36 protein-coding genes are annotated in these 21,268 nt (G+C 63.1%); 35 read left to right on the top strand and 1 reads right to left on the bottom strand.

What is annotated here, in order from left to right; translation table 11 throughout:
• Positions 1-146: EF-Tu C-terminal domain-related protein (locus AC1DK4_RS09230; RefSeq protein ID WP_477101491.1), on the top strand; the 146-nt coding region annotated here is incomplete at its 5' end.
• Positions 147-241: 95 nt separating this feature from the next.
• Positions 242-550 (top strand): 30S ribosomal protein S10, encoded by a 309-nt coding sequence (rpsJ, locus tag AC1DK4_RS09225; protein ID WP_006160488.1) that lies wholly within the window; start codon positions 242-244, stop codon positions 548-550.
• Between the two features lie 107 nt (positions 551-657).
• Here rpsJ and AC1DK4_RS09220 read toward each other — a convergent pair whose 3' ends face one another.
• Complete coding sequence (locus AC1DK4_RS09220; RefSeq protein WP_477131488.1) at positions 658-1,671, bottom strand: AraC family transcriptional regulator; 1,014 nt, start codon at positions 1,669-1,671, stop codon at positions 658-660.
• A 255-nt stretch (positions 1,672-1,926) separates the two neighbouring features.
• Between AC1DK4_RS09220 and AC1DK4_RS09215 the strand changes: the two genes are divergently transcribed.
• The 33 genes from AC1DK4_RS09215 to cutA all read left to right on the top strand — a co-directional run bounded on the left by AC1DK4_RS09215 (position 1,927) and on the right by cutA (position 21,140).
• A complete protein-coding gene (locus AC1DK4_RS09215) occupies positions 1,927-3,162 on the top strand; it encodes a dienelactone hydrolase family protein (protein WP_441617932.1) in 1,236 nt (411 codons plus the stop codon).
• Between the two features lie 103 nt (positions 3,163-3,265).
• The gene (locus AC1DK4_RS09210; protein WP_441617934.1) at positions 3,266-4,054 is read left to right on the top strand and encodes an SDR family oxidoreductase; all 789 of its coding nucleotides are present in this window, start codon (positions 3,266-3,268) and stop codon (positions 4,052-4,054) included.
• 95 nt (positions 4,055-4,149) lie between these two features.
• A complete protein-coding gene (locus tag AC1DK4_RS09205; RefSeq protein ID WP_477131487.1) occupies positions 4,150-5,391 on the top strand; it encodes a styrene monooxygenase/indole monooxygenase family protein in 1,242 nt (413 codons plus the stop codon).
• Between the two features lies 1 nt (position 5,392).
• Entirely contained in the window at positions 5,393-5,884 is a 492-nt protein-coding gene (locus AC1DK4_RS09200) for a flavin reductase family protein (protein ID WP_441617938.1), read from the top strand.
• 365 nt (positions 5,885-6,249) lie between these two features.
• Positions 6,250-6,900 (top strand): 50S ribosomal protein L3, encoded by a 651-nt coding sequence (rplC, locus tag AC1DK4_RS09195; protein ID WP_441617940.1) that lies wholly within the window; start codon positions 6,250-6,252, stop codon positions 6,898-6,900.
• Between the two features lie 11 nt (positions 6,901-6,911).
• Positions 6,912-7,532, top strand: a complete 621-nt coding sequence (gene rplD / locus AC1DK4_RS09190; RefSeq protein ID WP_441617942.1) for a 50S ribosomal protein L4 — start codon at positions 6,912-6,914, stop codon at positions 7,530-7,532.
• Entirely contained in the window at positions 7,529-7,843 is a 315-nt protein-coding gene (gene rplW / locus AC1DK4_RS09185; RefSeq protein ID WP_006160473.1) for a 50S ribosomal protein L23, read from the top strand. The genes rplD and rplW overlap by 4 nt, the downstream gene beginning before the upstream one ends.
• Before the next feature lie 2 nt (positions 7,844-7,845).
• Entirely contained in the window at positions 7,846-8,676 is an 831-nt protein-coding gene (gene rplB, locus AC1DK4_RS09180; RefSeq protein WP_441617944.1) for a 50S ribosomal protein L2, read from the top strand.
• A gap of 21 nt (positions 8,677-8,697) precedes the next feature.
• Positions 8,698-8,973, top strand: a complete 276-nt coding sequence (rpsS, locus tag AC1DK4_RS09175) for a 30S ribosomal protein S19 (protein ID WP_420994480.1) — start codon at positions 8,698-8,700, stop codon at positions 8,971-8,973.
• A gap of 9 nt (positions 8,974-8,982) precedes the next feature.
• Positions 8,983-9,312 carry a 50S ribosomal protein L22 gene (gene rplV, locus AC1DK4_RS09170; protein WP_020203852.1) on the top strand — a complete coding sequence of 110 codons (330 nt, stop codon included), beginning with the start codon at positions 8,983-8,985 and terminating at the stop codon, positions 9,310-9,312.
• Between the two features lie 9 nt (positions 9,313-9,321).
• Positions 9,322-10,125 (top strand): 30S ribosomal protein S3, encoded by an 804-nt coding sequence (gene rpsC / locus AC1DK4_RS09165; RefSeq protein ID WP_441617947.1) that lies wholly within the window; start codon positions 9,322-9,324, stop codon positions 10,123-10,125.
• A 2-nt stretch (positions 10,126-10,127) separates the two neighbouring features.
• Positions 10,128-10,544: a 50S ribosomal protein L16 gene (rplP, locus tag AC1DK4_RS09160; RefSeq protein WP_006160465.1), complete on the top strand. Its 417-nt coding sequence runs from the start codon at positions 10,128-10,130 to the stop codon at positions 10,542-10,544.
• Between the two features lie 11 nt (positions 10,545-10,555).
• Positions 10,556-10,750, top strand: a complete 195-nt coding sequence (gene rpmC / locus AC1DK4_RS09155; RefSeq protein WP_020203850.1) for a 50S ribosomal protein L29 — start codon at positions 10,556-10,558, stop codon at positions 10,748-10,750.
• Positions 10,747-11,025: a 30S ribosomal protein S17 gene (gene rpsQ / locus AC1DK4_RS09150; protein WP_020203849.1), complete on the top strand. Its 279-nt coding sequence runs from the start codon at positions 10,747-10,749 to the stop codon at positions 11,023-11,025. The genes rpmC and rpsQ overlap by 4 nt, the downstream gene beginning before the upstream one ends.
• 276 nt (positions 11,026-11,301) lie before the next feature.
• The gene (gene rplN, locus AC1DK4_RS09145) at positions 11,302-11,670 is read left to right on the top strand and encodes a 50S ribosomal protein L14 (RefSeq protein WP_017225233.1); all 369 of its coding nucleotides are present in this window, start codon (positions 11,302-11,304) and stop codon (positions 11,668-11,670) included.
• 9 nt (positions 11,671-11,679) lie between these two features.
• Entirely contained in the window at positions 11,680-11,988 is a 309-nt protein-coding gene (gene rplX / locus AC1DK4_RS09140; protein WP_441617949.1) for a 50S ribosomal protein L24, read from the top strand.
• A gap of 25 nt (positions 11,989-12,013) precedes the next feature.
• Positions 12,014-12,556, top strand: a complete 543-nt coding sequence (gene rplE / locus AC1DK4_RS09135) for a 50S ribosomal protein L5 (RefSeq protein WP_441617951.1) — start codon at positions 12,014-12,016, stop codon at positions 12,554-12,556.
• Between the two features lie 9 nt (positions 12,557-12,565).
• Positions 12,566-12,871, top strand: coding sequence for a 30S ribosomal protein S14 (rpsN, locus tag AC1DK4_RS09130; RefSeq protein ID WP_035807814.1), 306 nt, complete (start codon positions 12,566-12,568; stop codon positions 12,869-12,871).
• Between the two features lie 27 nt (positions 12,872-12,898).
• Complete coding sequence (gene rpsH / locus AC1DK4_RS09125) at positions 12,899-13,294, top strand: 30S ribosomal protein S8 (protein ID WP_017225229.1); 396 nt, start codon at positions 12,899-12,901, stop codon at positions 13,292-13,294.
• 9 nt (positions 13,295-13,303) lie between these two features.
• Positions 13,304-13,837: a 50S ribosomal protein L6 gene (rplF, locus tag AC1DK4_RS09120; RefSeq protein ID WP_441617954.1), complete on the top strand. Its 534-nt coding sequence runs from the start codon at positions 13,304-13,306 to the stop codon at positions 13,835-13,837.
• An 11-nt stretch (positions 13,838-13,848) separates the two neighbouring features.
• Complete coding sequence (gene rplR, locus AC1DK4_RS09115) at positions 13,849-14,205, top strand: 50S ribosomal protein L18 (protein WP_441617956.1); 357 nt, start codon at positions 13,849-13,851, stop codon at positions 14,203-14,205.
• A gap of 21 nt (positions 14,206-14,226) precedes the next feature.
• Entirely contained in the window at positions 14,227-14,745 is a 519-nt protein-coding gene (rpsE, locus tag AC1DK4_RS09110; RefSeq protein ID WP_006160449.1) for a 30S ribosomal protein S5, read from the top strand.
• 13 nt (positions 14,746-14,758) lie between these two features.
• Positions 14,759-14,941 carry a 50S ribosomal protein L30 gene (rpmD, locus tag AC1DK4_RS09105; protein ID WP_006160440.1) on the top strand — a complete coding sequence of 61 codons (183 nt, stop codon included), beginning with the start codon at positions 14,759-14,761 and terminating at the stop codon, positions 14,939-14,941.
• Between the two features lie 20 nt (positions 14,942-14,961).
• Positions 14,962-15,396 (top strand): 50S ribosomal protein L15, encoded by a 435-nt coding sequence (gene rplO / locus AC1DK4_RS09100; RefSeq protein WP_477131486.1) that lies wholly within the window; start codon positions 14,962-14,964, stop codon positions 15,394-15,396.
• A 48-nt stretch (positions 15,397-15,444) separates the two neighbouring features.
• The gene (gene secY / locus AC1DK4_RS09095) at positions 15,445-16,788 is read left to right on the top strand and encodes a preprotein translocase subunit SecY (protein ID WP_477131485.1); all 1,344 of its coding nucleotides are present in this window, start codon (positions 15,445-15,447) and stop codon (positions 16,786-16,788) included.
• Positions 16,789-16,811: 23 nt separating this feature from the next.
• Entirely contained in the window at positions 16,812-17,030 is a 219-nt protein-coding gene (gene infA / locus AC1DK4_RS09090; RefSeq protein WP_010812378.1) for a translation initiation factor IF-1, read from the top strand.
• A gap of 31 nt (positions 17,031-17,061) precedes the next feature.
• Positions 17,062-17,178: a 50S ribosomal protein L36 gene (rpmJ, locus tag AC1DK4_RS09085; protein ID WP_006160433.1), complete on the top strand. Its 117-nt coding sequence runs from the start codon at positions 17,062-17,064 to the stop codon at positions 17,176-17,178.
• Positions 17,179-17,197: 19 nt separating this feature from the next.
• On the top strand, positions 17,198-17,563 hold the full coding sequence (gene rpsM, locus AC1DK4_RS09080; RefSeq protein ID WP_020203842.1) for a 30S ribosomal protein S13: 366 nt from the start codon (positions 17,198-17,200) through the stop codon (positions 17,561-17,563).
• A 24-nt stretch (positions 17,564-17,587) separates the two neighbouring features.
• A complete protein-coding gene (gene rpsK, locus AC1DK4_RS09075) occupies positions 17,588-17,989 on the top strand; it encodes a 30S ribosomal protein S11 (protein ID WP_477131484.1) in 402 nt (133 codons plus the stop codon).
• A gap of 298 nt (positions 17,990-18,287) precedes the next feature.
• A complete protein-coding gene (gene rpsD, locus AC1DK4_RS09070; protein ID WP_441617961.1) occupies positions 18,288-18,911 on the top strand; it encodes a 30S ribosomal protein S4 in 624 nt (207 codons plus the stop codon).
• A 181-nt stretch (positions 18,912-19,092) separates the two neighbouring features.
• Positions 19,093-20,073, top strand: a complete 981-nt coding sequence (locus tag AC1DK4_RS09065; protein WP_441617963.1) for a DNA-directed RNA polymerase subunit alpha — start codon at positions 19,093-19,095, stop codon at positions 20,071-20,073.
• A 162-nt stretch (positions 20,074-20,235) separates the two neighbouring features.
• Positions 20,236-20,631 carry a 50S ribosomal protein L17 gene (rplQ, locus tag AC1DK4_RS09060; RefSeq protein ID WP_130393142.1) on the top strand — a complete coding sequence of 132 codons (396 nt, stop codon included), beginning with the start codon at positions 20,236-20,238 and terminating at the stop codon, positions 20,629-20,631.
• A gap of 158 nt (positions 20,632-20,789) precedes the next feature.
• Positions 20,790-21,140 carry a divalent-cation tolerance protein CutA gene (cutA, locus tag AC1DK4_RS09055; RefSeq protein WP_441617965.1) on the top strand — a complete coding sequence of 117 codons (351 nt, stop codon included), beginning with the start codon at positions 20,790-20,792 and terminating at the stop codon, positions 21,138-21,140.
• The last annotated feature ends 128 nt before the right edge of the window (positions 21,141-21,268 follow it).

The following is a 21,268-nucleotide window of genomic DNA, read 5'->3' as shown; positions in this document are numbered from 1 at the left end:
ACAAGGAAATGGTCATGCCCGGCGACAACGTGTCGATCACCGTCAAGCTGATCGCCCCGATCGCCATGGAAGAAGGCCTGCGTTTCGCCATCCGTGAAGGCGGTCGTACCGTCGGCGCCGGCGTCGTGGCAAAGATCCTCGACTGATAAAAAACTTCCTGGAACTGGCTGGCGGTACAATACCGCTGGCCTTTTCCCATGTTCCAGGGCGCTCGCGCCCATCGCTCTTTTAAGGAAATATCATGCAGAACCAGAAGATCCGTATCCGCCTGAAGGCTTTCGACTATCGCCTGATCGACCAGTCGGCAGCCGAAATCGTGGATACCGCCAAGCGTACTGGCGCGATCGTCAAGGGCCCGGTGCCCCTGCCGACCCGCATCCAGCGCTTCGACATCCTGCGTTCGCCGCACGTCAACAAGACCAGCCGCGATCAGTTCGAGATCCGCACTCACCAGCGCCTGATGGACATCGTCGATCCTACCGACAAGACCGTTGACGCACTGATGAAGCTCGACCTGCCGGCAGGCGTCGACGTCGAAATCAAGGTGTAAAGTCATTCCGCGCAAGGCCGCTCCGGCGGCCTCGGGCAACAGAGACGGCGAACTTCGGTTCGCCGTTTTTGCTTTTGGGCTCCTGTGCCGTGCGCGGCTGCGCACCCTTACGGCGGTCCGCGCCGCCGCAAGGTCCGGCCCGGCGGTTCGCCGAAGCTTTTGCGGTACTCCACGCTGAACCGCCCCAGGTGGCTGAAGCCCCAGCGCAGCGCCGCCGCCGTCACCGAGTCGACGGTCTTGTCGTTGAGCAAATCGTGCCGGACGCGCTCGAGCCGCACCGCGCGCAGATAGGCCATGGGGCTGATGCCTCGATGCTCGCGGAAGCCCGCGTACAGGCCCCGCAGGCTGACGCCGGCCACCTCGGCCAGCACCGCCGGCGTCAGCGGCGCATGGGCATGCGCATGGATGTATTCCTCCACCAGCCTGACATGGCGCGGCGCCAGCGGCTTGCCCCGTGCCTGCAGCGCATCGCTGAGATTGTTCGGCTGCACCGTCAGCAGCGTTCCGATCACGAGCTGCTCGAGCTGGCAGGCGGTCAGCGGATGCCGCGCCGCGTCCGGCGCCAGCGCGAGCAGCTCCGCCAGGTAGTGCATCAGCTGGTACCAGGATGCCTGGCGGCGCCAGGCCATGCCAAGTTCGAAGCGCAGCGCCTGCTGCGGGCGATGGCCAAGGTGGGCCGCGCAGACCCGCTCCAGCGCGCCGCGCTCCACGCGCACGATCAGCTGGTCGCTATCGGCGCTCCAGCGCATCTGTAGCGGATCGGCGGGCGTCAGCACCGAGGCGGTGTCCTGGTCGGAAACGATGTGCTGGCGTCCGCAGCGGATCTCGGCATGCCCGGCGACAGGCATCTRCACCAGCAGGAAATCCTCGAGCGGGCCCGGCTCGATCCGGACCTCGGCCCCGTAGGACAACCGGTTGAACGATACCGCGCCGAGTGGCGCGTGATGCATGCGCGCGGCCAGCAGGGTGCCGGCAATGGTGAGCTTGTGGGGTTTGAAGACCGCGCCGACCGCCGCACGGGTGCGCGCGTGGTCGGTCGAGGCGAAGACCAGCCGGCTTGGGTCTGACAGCAGGGCGCCTGCCAGCGGCTCGGCGGCCGTGGCAGCGGGGGGCTGCGGCATTGTCTCGCTCCTCGGCGTCAGTGCGCGCCGTTGCTGGGGGTGGCTCCACGGTCCCGCGCGGGCGGGTTCCTTCGCACCACTATAGTGGATCGCCGCGCCCCGGTTTCGCGCGTCCCTTGCCCGGGCCGGCATTTTCCTGCACTAATCGGATAGCCGCTGCATCCGGCGGCTAGCTTGCTGCAGTGCGGATATCCCATCATGGAATCCAGCACGGCAGCCCCAACCCCCCGACAAGACAAGAAAGGAACGCAGCTCATGGGCCAGACCATCCAGATCCAAGCCGCCGACGGCAGCGGTGCGTTCAACGCCTACCTGGCCACACCCGCGGCGGGCAAGGGCCCCGGCATCGTGCTGTGCCAGGAAATCTTCGGCGTCAACGCCACCATGCGAGCGGTGGCGGACTACTACGCCGAGGAGGGCTACACGGTGCTGGTCCCGGATCTGTTCTGGCGCCTCGCACCCGGCATCGAGCTGGACGAGCGCGGCGAAGATTTCCAGCGCGCGCTCGGCCTCTACCAGCGGTTCGACGAAGACCTTGGCGTGCAGGACGTCGGCGCCACGCTTGCCGCGCTGCGCGCGCGCCCCGAATGCGCGGGGCATGCCGGCGTGCTCGGCTTCTGCCTGGGCGGCAAGCTGGCCTACCTGGCCGCCTGCCGGCTCGACGAGGTGGCTTGCGCGGTAGCGTACTACGGGGTCGGCATCGAACGCGCGCTGGATGAGGCCCGCCATATCAAGGGCCGCCTGGTGCTGCATGTCGCCCAGCGCGACGGCTTCTGCCCACCCGAGGCACAGGCGCAGATCCGCGCCGCGCTGGGCGGCCGCGACGGCATCGAGCTTTATGTCTACCCCGACGTCGACCACGCCTTCGCGCGCGCCGGCGGCGAGCACTATGACCGCCCCTCTGCGCTGATGGCGCACCAGCGCTCGATCGGCGCGCTGCGCGCCGAGATGGGCCCGTACTACGACTTCTCGGCGTTGTGGGACAAGCATTGCGAATACGAATTCGCCACCCGCGATGTCGACGCAACCATGGCGACGATGGTGGCCCAGCCCTACGTCAACCATATCCCGACCATGACCGGCGGCGTGGGCCACAGCCAGCTCAAGCGCTTCTACAAGAACCATTTCGTCCACAGCAATCCGCCCGACACCACGCTGATCCCGCTCTCACGCACGGTAGGTGCCAGCCAGATCGTCGACGAGATGCTGTTCTGCTTCACCCATACCTGCGAGATCGACTGGATGCTTCCGGGCGTGCCGCCGACCGGCAAGCGGGTGGAAGTCCCGCTCATCGCCATCGTCAAGTTCCGCGGCGACAAGCTTTATCACGAGCACATCTACTGGGACCAGGCCAGCGTGCTGGTGCAGATCGGCAAGCTCGATCCCGCGGGCCTGCCCGTGGCCGGCGTGGAAACGGCGCGCAAGCTGCTCGATGAAACGCTGCCGTCGAACACGCTGATGGCGCGCTGGCAGGAGAGCGAAGGCAAGTAGCCGCCGCCTTCGAAGGGATCCTGATCTCGTCGCGACGTATTCATATTTCAAAAAGGGCGCGCCCGCCTTGTGCGGCGACGCCCCATCATCGGGAGACAACGTCATGAAAGGACTGCAGGACAAGGTCGCCATCGTCAGCGGCGGCGCCACCCTGATCGGCGCGGGCGTGGCCAGGGCCTTCGCCCAGGCCGGCACGCGGGTAGCCATACTCGACATCGACGCCGCCGGCGGCGAGCGCATCGCCGCAGAACTCGGCGAACGGGCGCTGTTCGTGCGCACCGACATCACCGACGACGTCCAGGTCGGTGCCGCGGTGGCGCAGGTGAAGCAGCATTTCGGCGGCATCGATTACCTGGTCAACCTGGCTTGTACCTATCTCGACGACGGCTTCAGGTCAGGCCGCCGCGACTGGCTTGCCGCGCTCGACGTCAACGTCGTATCCGGCGTGATGCTGGCGCAGGCCGTGCACGGCGTCATGCGCGAGCGCGGCGGCGGCGCCATCGTCAACTTCACCAGCATCTCGGCCAATGTGGCGCAGACCGGGCGCTGGCTCTATCCCGCCTCCAAGGCGGCGATCCGGCAACTCACGCGCAGCATGGCCATGGACCTCGCGCCCGACGGCATTCGCGTCAACGCCGTCTCGCCCGGCTGGACCTGGTGCCGGCTGATGGACGAGGTCAGCGGCGGCAACCGCGAGCGCACCGATCGCGTGGCGGCCGACTTCCACCTGCTCGGCCGCGCCGGCGAGCCCGACGAAGTGGCCCAGGTCGTGCTGTTCCTCTGCTCCGACCACGCCAGCTTCGTCACCGGCGCCGACTATGCCGTGGATGGCGGCTACGCGGCGATGGGGCCGGAGCAGAACGTCCCCGCGATTCCACGGCTCGCAGGCTGACGCCACGCAGCCCGAGGGCGGCCGGCACGAGCCGGCGCCGGACCGCCAATCCAGACCGTCATTCCAAGCGCGCTATCCGCATCGAGGAGATTGCCATGAGCCAACGCATTGCCATCGTGGGCGCCGGCCAGTCCGGCCTGCAGATGGCCCTCGGCCTGCAGGCCCGGGGTTACCAGGTGACATTGATGACCAACCGCACGCCGGACCAGGTCCGCGCGGGCAAAGTCATGTCCAGCCAGTGCATGTTCGACCGCGCCCTGCAGTGCGAGCGCGAACTCGGGCTCGGCTGGTGGGACGATACGTGCCCGCCCGTCGAAGGCATCGGCCTGGYGGTGCCGCACCCCGAGCAGCCCGGTGCGAAGCTGATCGACTGGGCCGCCCGCCTCGAGCGTCCGGCACTGGCAGTGGACCAGCGTCTCAAGATGCCCGCCTGGATGGAGGCCTTCGCGCAGCGCGGCGGCGACCTGCGTATCGCCGACGCCGGCGTGGCCGAGCTGGAGGCGCTGGCAGGCGAGCACGACCTGGTGCTGCTCGCCGCCGGCAAGGGTGAGATCGTGAGCCGCTTCGAGCGCGATCCCGCCCGCAGTCCCTTCACCGCGCCCCAGCGCGCGCTGGCGCTGACCTATGTGAACGGCATGCGGCCCAGCAGCCCGTACTCGCGCGTCGCCTTCAACCTGATCCCGGGCATCGGCGAGTACTTCGTCTTCCCCGCGCTGACGCTCAGCGGGCCCTGCGAGATCATGGTGTTCGAAGGCGTGCCGGGCGGCCCGATGGATCGCTGGGCCGAAGCCCGCACCCCGGAGCAGCACCTCGCCGAAAGCCTGCGCATCCTGCGCACGTGGCTGCCGTGGGAGGCGCAACGCTGCGAGGCGGTGACGCTGACCGACGAGCAGGGCATCCTGGCCGGCCGCTTCACGCCGACCGTGCGCCATCCTGTCATGACGCTGCCATCCGGCAAGCTGGTCTTCGGCATGGCCGACGCGGTGGTAGTCAACGATCCCATCACCGGGCAGGGCTCGAACAACGCCGCCAAGTGCTGCAAGGTCTACCTCGACGCCATCGTCACGCACGGCGAGCGCGCCTTCGATGCTGGCTGGATGGAGCAGACCTTCGCGCGGTACTGGCAGTACGCCGGCGACGTGGTGAACTGGACCAACTCCCTGCTCACGCCGCCGCCGCCGCATATCCTGTCGCTGCTCGGCGCCGCCGGGCAGGCGCCGGCACTGGCCGCGCGCATCGCCAACGGCTTCGACAATCCGCCGGACTTCTTCCCCTGGTGGGCGGATCCCACAGCCTGCCAGCAACTGATCGACCGGCATCTGCCAAGGGCGGCGTGAGATGGCGGTCGCCCAAGCGATGCACGACCCCCGGGCCCTGCGGCGCGCCTGCGGGCGCTATGCGACGGGCGTGGCGGTCATCGGCGCGCGCGGCGCTGGCGGCCGCCCGATCGGCCTTACCATCAACTCCTTCGCCTCGCTGTCGCTGGCGCCGCCGCTGATCCTCTGGAGCCTGGCCCTGCATTCGCCGAATGTCGCGCACTTCGCCGCTGGCGCCAGTTTCGGCGTCAGCATCCTGCGCGCAGGGCAGGGGGGACTGGCGCGCCGCTTCGCGACGCCGGCCGAGGACAAGTTCGCGGGCATCGCGCACCGGTGCTGCGAGCGCGGGGTGCCGTACCTGGAAGAAGCGCTGGCCACGCTTGCCTGCCGCGTCGAGCGCGCCGATCCGGTGGGGGATCACCTGCTGATCGTGGGCGCGGTCGAAGGGTTTGAGGTGGGGGAGGGGGACCCACTGGTGTTCTATGGCGGCGAGTTCGTCAGGGTCGGGCCGTAAGACCCTTGGGGAATCGCCGGCGGCGATGGGAGGCCCGGACCGGGGCCATCCGCGGCGCGAACCCCGCAACGCGGAGCCGGTGAGGAGCGAAAGCAGCACAATCGCGCCGCGATCCGACGGCAAAAGAGCGGGAAAACGCCATAAAGCAACACGCAGCCCCGCGCACCGTCACTACCTCCCACTCAAACTCTTGCTCTTTCCAAACCAGTCGGATATAGTGTAAGGCTACCCGTTTGTCTATGGGTAATCGGGCTGGCCATTTTGGCCATGCGCAGTCTTCTTTAGCGCAAGCCCTTGTACTGCAAACACACAGTTTTCGTGTATCAATCAGCCCCGGCCAATCGCAGCTGGGAATGGAGCAAACCATGAGCCTTGGCCTTGTAGGTCGCAAGGTTGGCATGACCCGTATTTTCACGGACGACGGTGATTCGATTCCCGTTACCGTGGTCGAGGTCGGCGACAACCGCGTGACGCAAATCAAGACGGACGAGACCGACGGTTATACCGCGGTTCAAGTCACTTTCGGCGCACGCCGCGCTAGCCGCGTCACCAAGCCGCTGGCGGGTCACCTCGCCAAAGCCGGTGTCGAAGCTGGCGAAATCATCCGCGAATTCCGTATCGATGCCGCTAAGGCTGGCGAACTGCAAACTGGCGGTTCGCTGTCGGTCGACCTGTTCGAAGTCGGTCAGAAGATCGACGTCCAGGGCGTGACCATCGGTAAGGGCTACGCCGGTACCATCAAGCGCCACCATTTCGCATCCGGTCGTGCCACCCACGGTAACTCGCGTTCGCACAACGTGCCGGGTTCCATCGGTATGGCGCAGGATCCGGGCCGTGTGTTCCCCGGCAAGCGCATGACGGGCCACCTGGGTGACGTCACCCGCACCGTCCAGAACCTGGAAATCGCCAAGATCGACGCAGAGCGCAAGCTGCTGCTGGTCAAGGGCGCGATCCCCGGTTCCAAGGGCGGCAAGGTCATCGTGACCCCGGCCGTCAAGGCCAAAGCCAAAGCTTAAGGAGCGAATCAATGGAACTCAAGCTCCTTCAGGACAATGGCCAAGTCGGCGCAGGCGTTGACGCCTCGCCCGAAGTCTTCGGCCGTGACTACAACGAAGCCCTCGTTCACCAGATCGTCGTCGCTTACCAGGCCAACGCTCGCAGCGGTAACCGTAAGCAGAAGGATCGTGAAGAGGTCAAGCACACGACCAAGAAGCCGTGGCGTCAGAAGGGTACGGGCCGTGCTCGTGCCGGTATGTCTTCCTCGCCGCTGTGGCGCGGGGGCGGCCGCATCTTCCCGAATTCGCCGGAAGAGAACTTCACGCAGAAGGTCAACAAGAAGATGTTCCGTGCCGGCATGCGCTCGATTTACTCGCAGCTCGCACGTGAAGGTCGTATCAACGTGGTGGAAGGTTTCACCGTCGATGCGCCCAAGACCAAGCTCTTGGCCGACAAGTTCAAGGCCATGGGCCTGGACTCGGTGCTGATCATCACCGACAGCCTCGACGAAAACCTCTACCTGGCTTCGCGCAACCTGCCGCACGTGGCAGTTGTCGAGCCGCGCCAGGCTGACCCGCTGTCGCTCGTGCACTACAAGAAGGTGCTGGTGACCAAGGCAGCCGTCGCGCAGATCGAGGAGTTGCTGAAATGACGCAAGTAGCCAAGAACGATCATCGTTTGATGCAGGTGCTGCTCGCCCCGGTGGTTTCCGAAAAGGCAACCCTGGTCGCCGACAAGAACGAACAAGTCGTGTTCGAAGTCGCTCGCGATGCCAACAAGGCAGACGTGAAGGCGGCGGTCGAACTGCTGTTCAAGGTCGAGGTGCAGTCCGTTCAGATCCTGAACCAAAAGGGCAAGCAAAAGCGCTTTGGCCGCTTCATGGGGCGTCGCAACCACGTGAAGAAGGCTTACGTTTCGCTCAAGCCGGGTCAGGAAATCAATTTTGAAGCGGAGGCCAAGTAATCATGGCACTCGTCAAGACCAAGCCGACGTCCCCGGGCCGTCGCTCCATGGTGAAGGTTGTTAACCCCAACCTGCACAAGGGCGCGCCCCATGCTCCGCTGCTGGAAAAGCAATTCCAGAAGTCGGGCCGTAACAACAACGGTCACATCACCACCCGCCACAAGGGCGGTGGTCATAAGCACCACTACCGCGTGGTCGACTTCAAGCGCAACGACAAGGACGGCATCGCCGCCAAGGTCGAGCGCCTGGAATACGATCCGAACCGCAGCGCCAATATCGCGCTGGTGCTGTTCGCCGACGGCGAACGCCGCTACATCATCGCCACGAAGGGCATGGTAGCTGGCCAGCCGCTGATGAACGGCTCGGAAGCGCCGATCAAGGCTGGTAACAACCTGCCCATCCGCAACATCCCGGTCGGTACCACGATCAACAACGTGGAAATGCTGCCTGGCAAGGGTGCCCAGATCGCCCGCGCCGCCGGCGGTTCCGCCGTGCTGCTGGCTCGTGAAGGCATCTACGCTCAAGTGCGTCTGCGCTCGGGTGAAGTGCGTCGCGTGCACATCGAATGCCGTGCCACCATTGGCGAAGTCGGCAACGAAGAGCACAGCCTGCGCGTCATCGGCAAGGCCGGCGCAACCCGTTGGCGCGGTATCCGCCCGACGGTGCGTGGCGTTGTGATGAACCCGGTGGACCACCCGCACGGTGGTGGTGAAGGCAAGACCGCTGCTGGTCGTGACCCGGTTTCGCCGTGGGGTACCCCGGCCAAGGGTTACCGTACCCGCAGCAACAAGCGCACTGCCAGCATGATCGTGCAGCGCCGCCATAAGCGTTAATCGGTAGGTAGGAGCCTAGACATGACACGTTCCGCAAAAAAGGGTCCGTTCTGTGACGCCCACCTGCTGAAAAAGGTGGAAGCGGCCACGGGCGGCAAGGACAAGAAGCCCATCAAGACTTGGTCGCGTCGCTCGACCATTCTGCCGGAATTCATCGGCCTGACGATCGCCGTCCACAACGGCCGTCAACACGTGCCGGTGTACGTTTCGGAAAACATGGTCGGCCACAAGCTCGGCGAATTTGCGCTCACGCGTACGTTCAAGGGCCACGCGGCTGACAAGAAAGCGAAGAGGTAAGGTGCCATCATGGAAGTGAAAGCGATTCATCGCGGTGCCCGCATCTCCGCCCAGAAAACTCGCCTGGTCGCCGACCAGATCCGCGGTCTGCCGATCGAGCGCGCGCTCAACGTCCTGACGTTCAGCCCGAAAAAGGCTGCAGGGATCGTGAAGAAGGTGGTCGAATCGGCCATCGCCAACGCCGAGCACAACGAAGGCGCCGACATCGACGAACTGAAGGTCAAGACCATCTTCGTCGACAAGGCAACCTCGCTCAAGCGTTTCACGGCACGAGCAAAGGGCCGCGGCAACCGCATCGAGAAACAAACTTGTCACATCACTGTGACGCTCGGCAACTAAGGAGTCACGATGGGACAGAAGATTCATCCGACTGGCTTCCGTCTGGCCGTCAGCCGTAACTGGGCTTCGCGTTGGTACGCCAACAACACGAAGTTCGCCGGCATGCTGAAGGAAGACATCGAAGTTCGCGAGTTTCTGAAGAAGAAGCTCAAGAACGCTTCGGTTGGCCGCGTCGTCATCGAGCGCCCCGCCCGCAATGCACGCCTGACCATTTATAGCTCGCGTCCGGGCGTGGTCATCGGCAAGAAGGGCGAGGACATCGAACTGCTCAAGGCTGAGCTGCAACGCCGCATGGGTGTGCCCGTGCACGTGAACATCGAGGAAATCCGCAAGCCGGAAACCGATGCGCAGCTGATCGCCGACTCGATCACCCAGCAGCTCGAGCGCCGCATCATGTTCCGCCGCGCCATGAAGCGCGCGATGCAGAACGCGATGCGCCTCGGTGCCCAGGGCATCAAGATCATGAGCGCCGGTCGTCTGAACGGCATCGAAATCGCACGTACCGAATGGTATCGCGAAGGCCGTGTGCCCCTGCACACCCTGCGCGCCGACATCGACTACGGCTTCTCCGAAGCAGAAACCACCTACGGCATCATCGGTGTCAAGGTGTGGGTCTACAAGGGTGATCACCTCGGCCGCAACGACGCGCCGGTGGTGGAAGAGCCGCAAGACGAACGTCGCCGTCGCCCGGGTCGTCCCGAAGGCCGCCGCCGTGAAGGCGAAGGCCGTCCGGGCGGCAACCGCCGCGGTGGTGCTGGTGCCGGTGCCGGTCGCCGCGCTGGGCCTGGCGCAGATGCGAAGAGTGGAGAATAACGATGCTGCAACCTAAGCGCAGAAAATACCGCAAGGAGCAGAAGGGCCGCAACACGGGTAAGGCTACCCGTGGCAACGCCGTGTCTTTCGGTGAATTCGGCCTGAAGGCAATGGGCCGTGGCCGTCTGACGGCTCGCCAGATCGAGTCGGCACGTCGTGCGATGACCCGTCACATCAAGCGTGGCGGCCGCATCTGGATCCGGATTTTCCCGGACAAGCCGATCTCGAAGAAGCCCGCCGAAGTCCGTATGGGTAACGGTAAGGGCAATCCGGAATACTACGTGGCAGAAATCCAGCCGGGCAAGATGCTGTACGAAATGGATGGCGTGACGGAAGAGCTGGCACGTGAGGCGTTCCGCCTCGCAGCTGCCAAGCTGCCGATCGCCACCAATTTCGTGGTGCGCCAGGTCGGGACGTAAGGAGAGCAGGGATGAAAGCATCCGAACTTCGCGGCAAAGATGCCGCAGGGCTGAACCAGGAGCTCTCCGAGCTGCTGAAGGCCCAATTTAGCCTGCGCATGCAAAAGGCCACCCAACAGCTGCAGAACACCAGCCAGCTGAAGAAGGTGCGCAAGGACATCGCGCGGGTGCAAACCGTGCTGAACGAGAAGGCGACCACGAAATGACTGAAACTGCACAAACGGAATCGTCGCTTCGCCGCACTCTGGTCGGCCGTGTAGTTAGCGACAAGATGGACAAGACCGTCACGGTCYTGATCGAAAACCGCGTCAAGCATCCCCTGTACGGCAAGTACGTGCTGCGTTCCAAGAAGTACCACGCACACGACGAAGCCAACCAGTACAAGGAAGGCGACAAGGTCGAGATCCAGGAATCGCGTCCGCTCTCGCGGACCAAGTCCTGGGTGGTTTCCCGTCTGGTCGAAGCTGCGCGCGTCATCTAAAAACCACAAGGTTTGCGGTTGACTTGCGAGTCCAGGGTTATGTGCTATAATCCTGGACTTCCGCTTTGTTGCATTCGCCTTAGCTGTATCACCCCGGCGAATTGACTGAGCGAACCTAGGCCGAGCGGCTCCTGATTAACCATGTTCAGGCCGCCTGGTAACTACCGACTTCAAAGTTGATCAACCCAAACGGTTGCTGGCGCAAAGCCGGAGACCGACGGGACCAAGACTGACCGGCGGGCGTTGCCCGGTGGATTAAGTTGGGAAGATAACACCATGATTCAGACAGAAAGCCGGCTCGAAGTGGCCGATAACACTGGTGCGCGCGAAGTACTGTGCATCAAAGTGCTGGGTGGGTCCAAGCGCCGCTATGCGAGCGTGGGCGACATCATCAAGGTGACCGTCAAGGACGCAGCGCCGCGCGGTCGCGTGAAGAAGGGCGATATTTACAATGCCGTCGTCGTGCGTACCGCCAAGGGCGTGCGTCGCGCTGATGGTTCGCTCGTCAAGTTCGACAGCAATGCCGCTGTCCTGCTGAACACCAAGCTCGAGCCGATCGGCACCCGTATCTTCGGGCCGGTGACTCGTGAACTCCGTACCGAGCGCTTCATGAAGATCGTGTCGCTCGCGCCGGAAGTGCTGTAAGGAGCCGCCATGAACAAGATTCGCAAAGGCGACGAAGTCATCGTCCTGACCGGCAAAGACAAGGGCAAGCGCGGTACCGTGCAAGCCATGCTCGGCGACAAGGTCGTGGTTGACGGCGTGAACGTTGCCAAGAAGCACGCACGTCCGAACCCGATGCTGGGCACCACTGGTGGTGTGGTCGACAAGGTCATGCCGCTGCATATTTCCAACGTTGCGCTCGTGGATGCCAATGGCAAGCCGTCGCGCGTCGGCATCAAGGTGGAAGACGGCAAGCGCGTGCGCGTGCTGAAGACCACCGGCGCCGTCGTGGCAGCTTGATTCTGGGCAAGGATAGGAGTTGAGCATGACAGCACGTCTGCAAGAGTTTTACAAAGAACAGGTCGTACCGAAGCTGATCGAACAGTTCGGTTTCAAGTCGGTCATGGAAGTGCCGCGCATCACCAAGATCACCCTGAACATGGGCCTTGGCGAAGCCATCAATGACAAGAAGGTCATTGAGCTGGCCGTGGGCGACCTGACCAAGATCGCCGGTCAGAAGCCGGTGGTGACCAAGGCCAAGAAGGCAATCGCCGGCTTCAAGATCCGCCAGGGTTATCCCATCGGCGCGATGGTGACGCTGCGTGGCGAGCGCATGTTCGAATTCCTGGATCGTTTCGTCACCGTGGCACTGCCCCGCGTGCGTGACTTCCGTGGTGTGTCGGGCCGCTCGTTCGATGGTCGTGGCAACTACAACATCGGTGTGAAAGAGCAGATCATTTTCCCCGAAATTGAGTACGACAAGATCGACGCACTGCGTGGTCTGAACATCAGCATCACGACGACGGCGAAGAATGACGAGGAAGCCAAGGCACTCCTCGGCGCATTCAAGTTCCCGTTCCGCAATTAAGGGGTTACCGTGGCTAAATTGGCTCTGATTGAACGTGAGAAGAAGCGCGCCAAGCTCGTGGCAAAGTATGCCGACAAGCGCGCAACCCTCAAGGCCATTATTGACGATCAGGAAAAGTCGGAAGAAGAGCGTTATGGCGCACGTCTGGAGCTGCAACAGCTCCCGCGCAACGCGAACCCGACCCGTCAGCGCAATCGCTGCGCGATCACCGGTCGTCCCCGCGGTACCTTCCGCAAGTTTGGCCTGGCGCGTAACAAGATCCGTGAAATCGCCTTCCGTGGCGAAATCCCGGGTCTGACGAAAGCCAGCTGGTAATTACGCACAGGCTACAGGAGAAACAGTATGAGCATGAGCGATCCTATCGCCGATATGCTGACGCGCATCCGCAACGCCCAAGGCGTGCAGAAAGCGTCGGTTGTCATGCCGTCGTCGAAGCTGAAAGTGGCAATCGCCAAGGTCCTGAAGGACGAAGGCTATATCGACGACTACGCCGTGAAGGAAGAAGGCGGCAAGGCACAACTGAGCATCGGTCTGAAGTACTACGCCGGCCGTCCGGTCATCGAGCGCATTGAGCGCGTCTCGAAGCCCGGTCTGCGCGTGTACAAGGGCCGCAGCGACATTCCCCAAGTGATGAACGGCCTGGGCGTCGCGATCATCTCGACCCCGCAGGGTCTGATGACCGACCGCAAGGCACGTGCCACTGGCGTGGGCGGCGAAGTTCTTTGCTACGTCGCGTAAGGAGTAACCATGTCCCGTGTAGGTAAGGCTCCCATCGCGCTGCCCAAAGGCGCAGAAGTCAATGTGGCGGCTGGCGTGCTCTCCGTGAAGGGCCCGCTCGGCACGCTGACGCAGCCGATTCACAGCCTGGTGCAGGTCAAGGTCGAAAACGACACGCTGACCTTCGCCCCGGCCGACGAATCGCGCGAAGCAAACGCACTGCAGGGCACCATGCGCGCCCTGGTGGCCAATATGGTCAAGGGTGTGACCACCGGTTTCGAGCGCAAGCTGAACCTGGTCGGCGTGGGCTACCGTGCCCAGCTGCAAGGTGCTGCGCTGAAGCTCCAGCTTGGTTTCTCGCACGACGTGATCCATGCGATGCCGGAAGGCGTGACGGCGACAACGCCCACGCAGACCGAGATCATCATCAAGGGTGCGGACAAGCAGAAAGTCGGTCAGGTTGCCGCGGAAGTTCGCGCGTACCGTCCGCCTGAGCCCTACAAGGGCAAGGGCGTTCGCTACTCGGACGAGCGCGTCATCCTGAAGGAAACCAAGAAGAAGTAAGGGGTGCAATCATGAACAAGAAAGACGCTCGTTTGCGCCGTGCACGTCAGACCCGCGCCAAGATCGCGGAGATGAAGATCAATCGTCTGACCGTGTTCCGTACGAATTCGCATATTTACGCCCAGGTCTACTCGCCGTGCGGCACGCAAGTGCTGGCTTCGGCTTCGACCGTCGAGGCAGAAGTGCGCAAGGAACTGACTGGCAGCGGTGCTACCGCCGCCGCCGCGACCCTGATTGGCAAGCGCATCGCCGAAAAGGCGAAGGCTGCCGGCGTGGAAACCGTTGCGTTCGATCGCGGCGGCTTCCGCTTCCATGGTCGCGTGAAGGCTCTGGCTGACGCTGCGCGTGAAGCCGGTCTCAAGTTCTAAGCGCACATAGAGAGATACGTCATGGCAAAAATGCAAGCAAAAGTCCAGCAGGACGAACGCGACGACGGCCTCCGCGAGAAGATGATCTCGGTCAACCGCGTCACCAAGGTGGTGAAGGGTGGCCGGATTCTCGGTTTCGCTGCGCTGACTGTGGTTGGTGACGGCGATGGCCGCATCGGCATGGGCAAGGGCAAGGCCAAGGAAGTGCCGGTGGCAGTTCAGAAGGCAATGGACGAAGCCCGTCGCAAGATGGTCAAGGTCTCGCTGAAGAACGGCACGCTGCAACACGAAGTCGTGGGCAAGCACGGCGCCGCCAAGGTGCTGATGATGCCGGCCAAGGAAGGTACCGGCGTGATCGCCGGCGGCCCGATGCGCGCGATCTTCGAAGTGATGGGCGTCACCAACGTGGTGACCAAGTCGCACGGCTCGACCAATCCGTACAACATGGTTCGCGCCACGCTGGACGGTCTTCAGAAGATGAGCACGCCCGGCGAGATCGCCGCGAAGCGCGGCAAGTCGGTTGAAGACATCCTCGGTTAAGGAGTCGGACGAAATGTCGCAACAAACCGTAAAAGTGCAACTCGTGCGCAGCCTGATCGGCACGCGTGAGGATCATCGCGCCACCGTCCGTGGCCTGGGCCTGCGCCGCATCAACTCGGTGTCGGAGCTGCAGGACACGCCCGCCGTGCGCGGCATGATCAACAAGGTGTCGTACCTGGTCAAGGTTCTGGCCTGATACAGGACACGGAGAGCAAGATGCAACTGAACAACCTGAAACCGGCCGCCGGTTCGAAGCACGCCAAGCGTCGCGTCGGCCGCGGTATCGGCTCCGGCCTGGGCAAGRCTGCCGGTCGTGGTCACAAGGGTCAGAAGTCGCGTTCGGGCGGCTTCCACAAGGTCGGCTTCGAAGGCGGTCAAATGCCGCTGTATCGTCGTCTGCCGAAGCGTGGCTTCACCTCGCTGACGAAGGAATTCACCGCCGAGGTGAGCCTGCGCGACATCGAGCGTCTGGAAGCTGCCGAAGTGGATCTGCTGGTTCTGAAGCAGGCTGGCCTGGTGGGCGATCTGATCAAGAGCGCCAAGGTCATCAAGGCCGGTGAGCTGACCCGCAAGGTGACGATCAAGGGTCTGGGTGCCACCGCTGGCGCCAAGGCTGCGATCGAAGCCGCCGGCGGTCAGATCGCGGCGTAATTTAGCAGCTGATTTCGCAGCATAGGCGAGTCACAGTCGGAGCATCGTTTGGCCACGGCGAAACCCAATGCAAGCACGCAAGCCAAGAACACGGCGAAGTACGGCGACCTCAAGCGCCGGCTGATGTTCCTGGTGCTGGCCCTGATCGTGTACCGCATCGGAGCGCATATTCCGGTGCCGGGGATCGATCCGGAACAGCTTGCGAAGCTTTTCCAGAGTCAGTCGGGTGGCATCCTCGGGATGTTCAACCTGTTCTCGGGCGGTGCGCTGTCGCGCTTTACCGTCTTCGCGCTCGGCATCATGCCGTACATCTCGGCGTCGATCATCATGCAATTGCTGACGATCGTGCTGCCGCAGCTGGAGTCGCTGAAGAAGGAAGGGCAGGCGGGTCAACGCAAGATCACGCAGTACACGCGCTACGGCACGGTGGTCCTGGCCACCTTCCAGGCGCTGTCGATCGCGGTCGCGCTGGAGTCTCAGCCCGGCCTGGTGATCGACCCGGGTCTGATGTTCCGGGCTACGGCGGTGATCACGCTGGTGACCGGCACGATGTTCCTGATGTGGCTGGGTGARCAGATYACYGAGCGGGGTMTSGGCAACGGCATTTCGATCATCATTTTCGGCGGTATCGCGGCGGGCTTGCCCAACGCGATCGGCGGTCTCTTCGAACTGGTTCGCACTGGTTCCATGAGCATCATCGCGTCGATCCTGATTGTCGCGATCATCGCCGGCGTGACGTTCGCCGTGGTGTTCGTCGAACGTGGCCAGCGCAAGATCCTGGTGAACTATGCCAAGCGTCAGGTCGGCAACAAGGTGTACGGCGGTCAGTCGTCGCACCTGCCGCTGAAGCTGAACATGGCAGGGGTGATTCCGCCGATCTTCGCATCGTCGATCATCCTGTTCCCGGCGACCATCGCGGGCTGGTTCACGTCTGACTCGACGGGCGCTGCAGGCCGGTTCATCAAGGACCTGGCGGCAACGCTGTCGCCGGGCCAGCCGGTCTACATCCTGCTGTACGCTGCTGCGATTGTATTTTTCTGCTTCTTCTATACGGCTCTGGTGTACAACAGCCGTGAAGTGGCGGATAACCTGAAGAAAAGCGGTGCCTTCATTCCGGGCATTCGTCCGGGCGAGCAGACGACGCGCTACATCGACAAGATCCTTGTGCGTCTGACGCTGGCTGGTGCGATCTACATCACACTGGTCTGCCTGTTGCCGGAATTCCTGGTACTGCGCTGGAACGTTCCGTTCTATTTTGGCGGAACCTCGCTGCTGATCATCGTGGTCGTCACGATGGACTTCATGGCCCAGGTCCAGTCCTATGTCATGTCGCAGCAATATGAGTCCCTGCTGAAGAAAGCGAATTTCAAGGGTAATTTGACCTTGCGCTAAAGCCGGGTCGGTACGGGCTAGGTATGGCAAAAGACGACGTCATCCAGATGCAGGGGGAGGTCCTGGAAAACCTTCCCAATGCGACGTTCCGAGTCAAACTGGAGAATGGCCACGTAGTGCTGGGCCACATCTCCGGAAAGATGAGAATGAACTACATCCGGATTCTTCCGGGTGACAAGGTGACGGTTGAGCTGACTCCATATGATCTGTCACGCGCGCGTATCGTCTTTCGGACGAAGTGAAGCGAACAGGAATTGAAGGAAGAGGAAAATCATGAAAGTGCTGGCTTCTGTTAAGCGCATTTGCCGCAACTGCAAAGTTATCAAGCGCAACGGTGTCGTGCGCGTGATCTGCTCGTCGGATCCCCGCCACAAGCAACGCCAAGGCTAATCGTAAAGAGGATTGACGAATGGCACGTATCGCAGGGGTTAACATCCCGAACCACAAGCATACCGAGATCGGCCTGACGGCTATTTACGGTATCGGCCGCTCGCGCGCCCGCAAGATTTGCGAGGCCACCGGCGTTCCGTTTGACAAGAAGGTCAAGGACCTGACCGACGCCGACCTGGAAAAGCTTCGTGACGAAGTCGGCAAGGCCACGGTCGAGGGTGACCTGCGTCGTGAAACCACGATGAACATCAAGCGTCTGATGGACCTTGGTTGCTATCGTGGCGTCCGTCACCGCAGGGGTCTCCCGATGCGCGGTCAGCGCACCCGCACCAACGCCCGTACCCGCAAGGGTCCGCGTAAGGCCGGCGTGGCTCTGAAGAAGTAAAGCCGAAGGCAGAGGAAGAAACTAATGGCAAAAGGTCCGAATAACGCCGCCCAGCGCGCGCGTAAGAAGGTCAAGAAGAACGTTRCCGACGGCATTGCGCACGTCCACGCTTCGTTCAACAACACCATCATCACGATCACCGACCGTCAGGGCAATGCCCTGGCGTGGGCGACCTCGGGTGGCCAGGGCTTCAAGGGTTCGCGCAAGTCGACCCCGTTTGCAGCCCAGGTCGCAGCAGAGAACGCCGGCCGCGTGGCGCAAGACCAGGGCATCAAGAACCTGGACGTGCGCATCAAGGGCCCCGGCCCTGGCCGTGAATCGGCTGTCCGTGCGCTGAACGCGCTGGGCATCAAGATCTCGGTGATCGAAGACGTGACGCCGGTGCCGCACAACGGCTGCCGTCCGCCGAAGCGCCGCCGCATCTAAGCGACGCTGTCATACCCGGGTGGCCGGCGGGGTTTCTTGCCGGTGGCCCGGTGTGGTATCATCGCACGTTGACCTGCTGCATCAGCTTTGCGGCAGGTTTTCGTTTTGCGCCTTTGCGTTTGTCGGGTCGAAGTCTTGGTCCGCCGCCTGGCGCAGTAGCCAGTCATGCTTTTGCGTGCCCCTCCGGGAGCGCGCTGGATAAGCCCACCGTCTGCCACTCAGGCGCCCCCAAGGGGCGGAGAAGGCGGACTCGCGGCGCGTACACAAGGCGCCGCGATCGATCAGGAAGGAAGATAAAGTGGCACGTTATATCGGCCCGAAGGCCAAACTCTCCCGCCGTGAAGGCACCGACCTGTTCCTGAAGAGCGCACGTCGCTCGCTCGCCGACAAGTGCAAGCTGGACAGCAAGCCGGGCCAGCATGGCCGTACCTCGGGTACGCGCACCTCCGACTACGGCAACCAGCTGCGTGAAAAGCAGAAGGTCAAGCGTATCTATGGCGTGCTCGAGCGCCAGTTCCGCCGTTACTTCGCCGAAGCCGACCGCCGCAAGGGCAACACCGGCGAAAAGCTGCTGCAACTGCTGGAATCGCGCCTGGACAACGTCGTCTATCGCATGGGCTTCGGCTCGACCCGCGCCGAAGCGCGCCAGCTCGTGTCGCACAAGGCGATCCTGCTGAACGGTCAGGCCCTGAACGTGCCGTCGGCACAGGTCAAGGCTGGCGACGTCATCACCATCCGCGAGCAGTCGAAGAAGCAAGTCCGTATCGCCGAAGCGCTGTCGCTGGCCGAGCAATCTGGTTTCCCGCAATGGGTCGCCGTTGACGCGAAGAAATTCGAAGGCACGTATAAACAAGTGCCGGATCGCGCCGATATCTCCGGTGACATCAACGAAAGCCTGATCGTCGAATTGTATTCGCGTTAATCGCACGAATCTGTCCGACACMATCGAACGGTCAGGGGCTTGCGTTTCTCGTCAAGCTTCACATTCAGCCCGACGCGCTGCCGCGCGCCGGGCTTATTGCCCATCGTACGATGGGATTTTCAGGTTCCATACGTCAGCCTTATCGGTGTAACGAGCCGAGGGTATTGAAAAGGACAACCTAATGCAAACAGCACTCCTCAAGCCTAAAATCATCGCCGTAGAGCCGCTGGGCGACCATCACGCGAAGGTCGTGATGGAGCCGTTCGAGCGTGGCTACGGCCATACGCTCGGTAACGCCCTGCGTCGCGTGCTGCTGTCGTCGATGGTCGGCTATGCCCCGACCGAAGTCACGATCGCTGGGGTGGTCCACGAGTATTCCACCATCGATGGCGTGCAGGAAGACGTAGTCAACCTGCTGCTCAATCTGAAGGGTGTGGTCTTCAAGCTGCACAACCGTGATGAAGTCACGGTGTCGCTGCGCAAGGAAGGCGAAGGCGTTGTGACGGCTGCCGATATCGAGCTGCCGCACGATGTCGAGATCATCAACCCCGGCCACGTGATCGCTCACCTGTCGGCCGGCGGCAAGCTCGACATGCAGGTCAAGGTCGAACAAGGCCGTGGCTATGTGCCGGGCAACGTGCGCAAGTTCGGCGACGAAGCGGGCAAGGTCATCGGCCGCATCGTGCTGGACGCTTCGTTCTCGCCKGTGCGCCGTGTGTCGTACGCAGTGGAATCCGCTCGCGTGGAACAGCGTACCGACCTCGACAAGCTGGTGATGAACATCGAAACCGATGGCGTGATCTCGCCCGAGGAAGCGATCCGCCAGTCGGCCCGCATCCTGGTCGACCAGCTGTCCGTGTTCGCCGCGCTGGAAGGCACCGAGTCGTCGGCGGAAGCCGCTTCGAGCCGCACGCCGCAGATCGACCCGATCCTGCTGCGCCCGGTCGACGACCTGGAGCTGACGGTGCGTTCGGCCAACTGCCTGAAGGCCGAAAACATCTACTACATCGGCGACCTGATCCAGCGCACCGAGAACGAGCTGCTGAAGACCCCGAACCTGGGTCGCAAGTCGCTCAACGAAATCAAGGAAGTGCTGGCTTCGCGCGGCCTGACCCTTGGCATGAAGCTCGAGAACTGGCCGCCCGCAGGTCTGGAGAAGTAATTTCGCCGCGCGCGGCGGGGGGCAGGTCCCCGCGCCGCGCCGGTGATCCCGGCAGCCGGCATGTGCCGGCCGCTCCAATCGACTACCGGCCCGCGCCGAACCGGGGATTGACCCGGCCAAGCGATAGAAGAGCTGGTCAAACATTGCAATAAAGGAATCATCATGCGTCACCGTCATGGTTTGCGGAAACTGAACCGCACCTCGTCGCACCGTCTCGCGATGCTGCGCAACATGTCCAACTCGCTGTTCCAGCACGAGCTGATCAAGACCACCCTGCCCAAGGCCAAGGAACTGCGCAAGGTTGTCGAGCCGCTCATCACGCTGGCCAAGAAGGACACCGTTGCCAACCGCCGCCTGGCCTTCGCCCGCCTGCGCGACCGCGACATGGTCACCAAGCTGTTCAACGAACTCGGCCCGCGCTACAACGCTCGTCCGGGCGGCTACACGCGTATCCTGAAGTTCGGCTTCCGCCAGGGCGACAATGCGCCGATGGCGCTGGTCGAGCTGGTTGACCGTCCGGAAATCACCGAAGCCCCGGCAGAAGAAGCCGCGGAATAAGGTTGATGCCGTCCCGCCGCCTGCGACCATTGGTCCCCGGCGGCTGGCGCGGACACCGCTTACAATCGAGCCAGGCTAGATGCCTGGCTCTTTTGTTTTTGCGGCCCCCGGTTTGCGGGCCGCAAGCCTGGGGCCGGGTGGCGAGTGGGAGACGAGCGATGAGCGACAGCGAGACGATACTGGTGATGACGGCGTTGCCCGATGCCGAAGCCGCCGCGCGCGTGGCGCGCGCCGTGCTGGAATCGCGCCTGGCAGCCTGCGTGAACCGGCTTGCGCCGTGCGAGTCCGAATACTGGTGGCGCGGCGAGATCGAGACGGCGAAGGAGTGGCCGCTGGTGATCAAGACCACGCAGGACCGCTACGCGGCGCTGGAAGCCGCGATCCGCCTGGCCCACCCCTACGAGGTGCCGGAGATCGTGGCCGTGCCCGTGGTGGCCGGCTTCGCGCCCTACCTGGCCTGGGTCGCCGAGGAAACGGGTGCGGCCCCGGCCGGTGACGAGCGGGCATAGCAACGCCGGGCGGCCGTGATGCCGATCGCCGCGCGGCAAGACCAACGATATTTTCAAGGACGGAGCATGGGTTTCGCAGTGGAGTCGGGCGCGTTGGGCCGCCAGCCGGCAACAACGGTGGTGCGGCA

This window comes from Cupriavidus sp. 05N38, from assembly GCF_056397345.1.
This window is presented reverse-complemented; position numbering and strand designations above follow the sequence as displayed.

Bases quoted from the DNA above. Each gene is read 5' to 3' on its own strand.
- rpsJ (WP_006160488.1), top strand. From the start codon at position 242: ATGCAGAACCAGAAGATCCGTATCCGCCTGAAGGCTTTCGACTATCGC.
- AC1DK4_RS09215 (WP_441617932.1), top strand. From the start codon at position 1,927: ATGGGCCAGACCATCCAGATCCAAGCCGCCGACGGCAGCGGTGCGTTC.
- AC1DK4_RS09210 (WP_441617934.1), top strand. From the start codon at position 3,266: ATGAAAGGACTGCAGGACAAGGTCGCCATCGTCAGCGGCGGCGCCACC.
- AC1DK4_RS09200 (WP_441617938.1), top strand. From the start codon at position 5,393: ATGGCGGTCGCCCAAGCGATGCACGACCCCCGGGCCCTGCGGCGCGCC.
- rplC (WP_441617940.1), top strand. From the start codon at position 6,250: ATGAGCCTTGGCCTTGTAGGTCGCAAGGTTGGCATGACCCGTATTTTC.
- rplD (WP_441617942.1), top strand. From the start codon at position 6,912: ATGGAACTCAAGCTCCTTCAGGACAATGGCCAAGTCGGCGCAGGCGTT.
- rplW (WP_006160473.1), top strand. From the start codon at position 7,529: ATGACGCAAGTAGCCAAGAACGATCATCGTTTGATGCAGGTGCTGCTC.
- rplB (WP_441617944.1), top strand. From the start codon at position 7,846: ATGGCACTCGTCAAGACCAAGCCGACGTCCCCGGGCCGTCGCTCCATG.
- rpsS (WP_420994480.1), top strand. From the start codon at position 8,698: ATGACACGTTCCGCAAAAAAGGGTCCGTTCTGTGACGCCCACCTGCTG.
- rplV (WP_020203852.1), top strand. From the start codon at position 8,983: ATGGAAGTGAAAGCGATTCATCGCGGTGCCCGCATCTCCGCCCAGAAA.
- rpsC (WP_441617947.1), top strand. From the start codon at position 9,322: ATGGGACAGAAGATTCATCCGACTGGCTTCCGTCTGGCCGTCAGCCGT.
- rplP (WP_006160465.1), top strand. From the start codon at position 10,128: ATGCTGCAACCTAAGCGCAGAAAATACCGCAAGGAGCAGAAGGGCCGC.
- rpmC (WP_020203850.1), top strand. From the start codon at position 10,556: ATGAAAGCATCCGAACTTCGCGGCAAAGATGCCGCAGGGCTGAACCAG.
- rplN (WP_017225233.1), top strand. From the start codon at position 11,302: ATGATTCAGACAGAAAGCCGGCTCGAAGTGGCCGATAACACTGGTGCG.
- rplX (WP_441617949.1), top strand. From the start codon at position 11,680: ATGAACAAGATTCGCAAAGGCGACGAAGTCATCGTCCTGACCGGCAAA.
- rplE (WP_441617951.1), top strand. From the start codon at position 12,014: ATGACAGCACGTCTGCAAGAGTTTTACAAAGAACAGGTCGTACCGAAG.
- rpsH (WP_017225229.1), top strand. From the start codon at position 12,899: ATGAGCATGAGCGATCCTATCGCCGATATGCTGACGCGCATCCGCAAC.
- rplF (WP_441617954.1), top strand. From the start codon at position 13,304: ATGTCCCGTGTAGGTAAGGCTCCCATCGCGCTGCCCAAAGGCGCAGAA.
- rplR (WP_441617956.1), top strand. From the start codon at position 13,849: ATGAACAAGAAAGACGCTCGTTTGCGCCGTGCACGTCAGACCCGCGCC.
- rpsE (WP_006160449.1), top strand. From the start codon at position 14,227: ATGGCAAAAATGCAAGCAAAAGTCCAGCAGGACGAACGCGACGACGGC.
- rpmD (WP_006160440.1), top strand. From the start codon at position 14,759: ATGTCGCAACAAACCGTAAAAGTGCAACTCGTGCGCAGCCTGATCGGC.
- infA (WP_010812378.1), top strand. From the start codon at position 16,812: ATGGCAAAAGACGACGTCATCCAGATGCAGGGGGAGGTCCTGGAAAAC.
- rpmJ (WP_006160433.1), top strand. From the start codon at position 17,062: ATGAAAGTGCTGGCTTCTGTTAAGCGCATTTGCCGCAACTGCAAAGTT.
- rpsM (WP_020203842.1), top strand. From the start codon at position 17,198: ATGGCACGTATCGCAGGGGTTAACATCCCGAACCACAAGCATACCGAG.
- rplQ (WP_130393142.1), top strand. From the start codon at position 20,236: ATGCGTCACCGTCATGGTTTGCGGAAACTGAACCGCACCTCGTCGCAC.
- cutA (WP_441617965.1), top strand. From the start codon at position 20,790: ATGAGCGACAGCGAGACGATACTGGTGATGACGGCGTTGCCCGATGCC.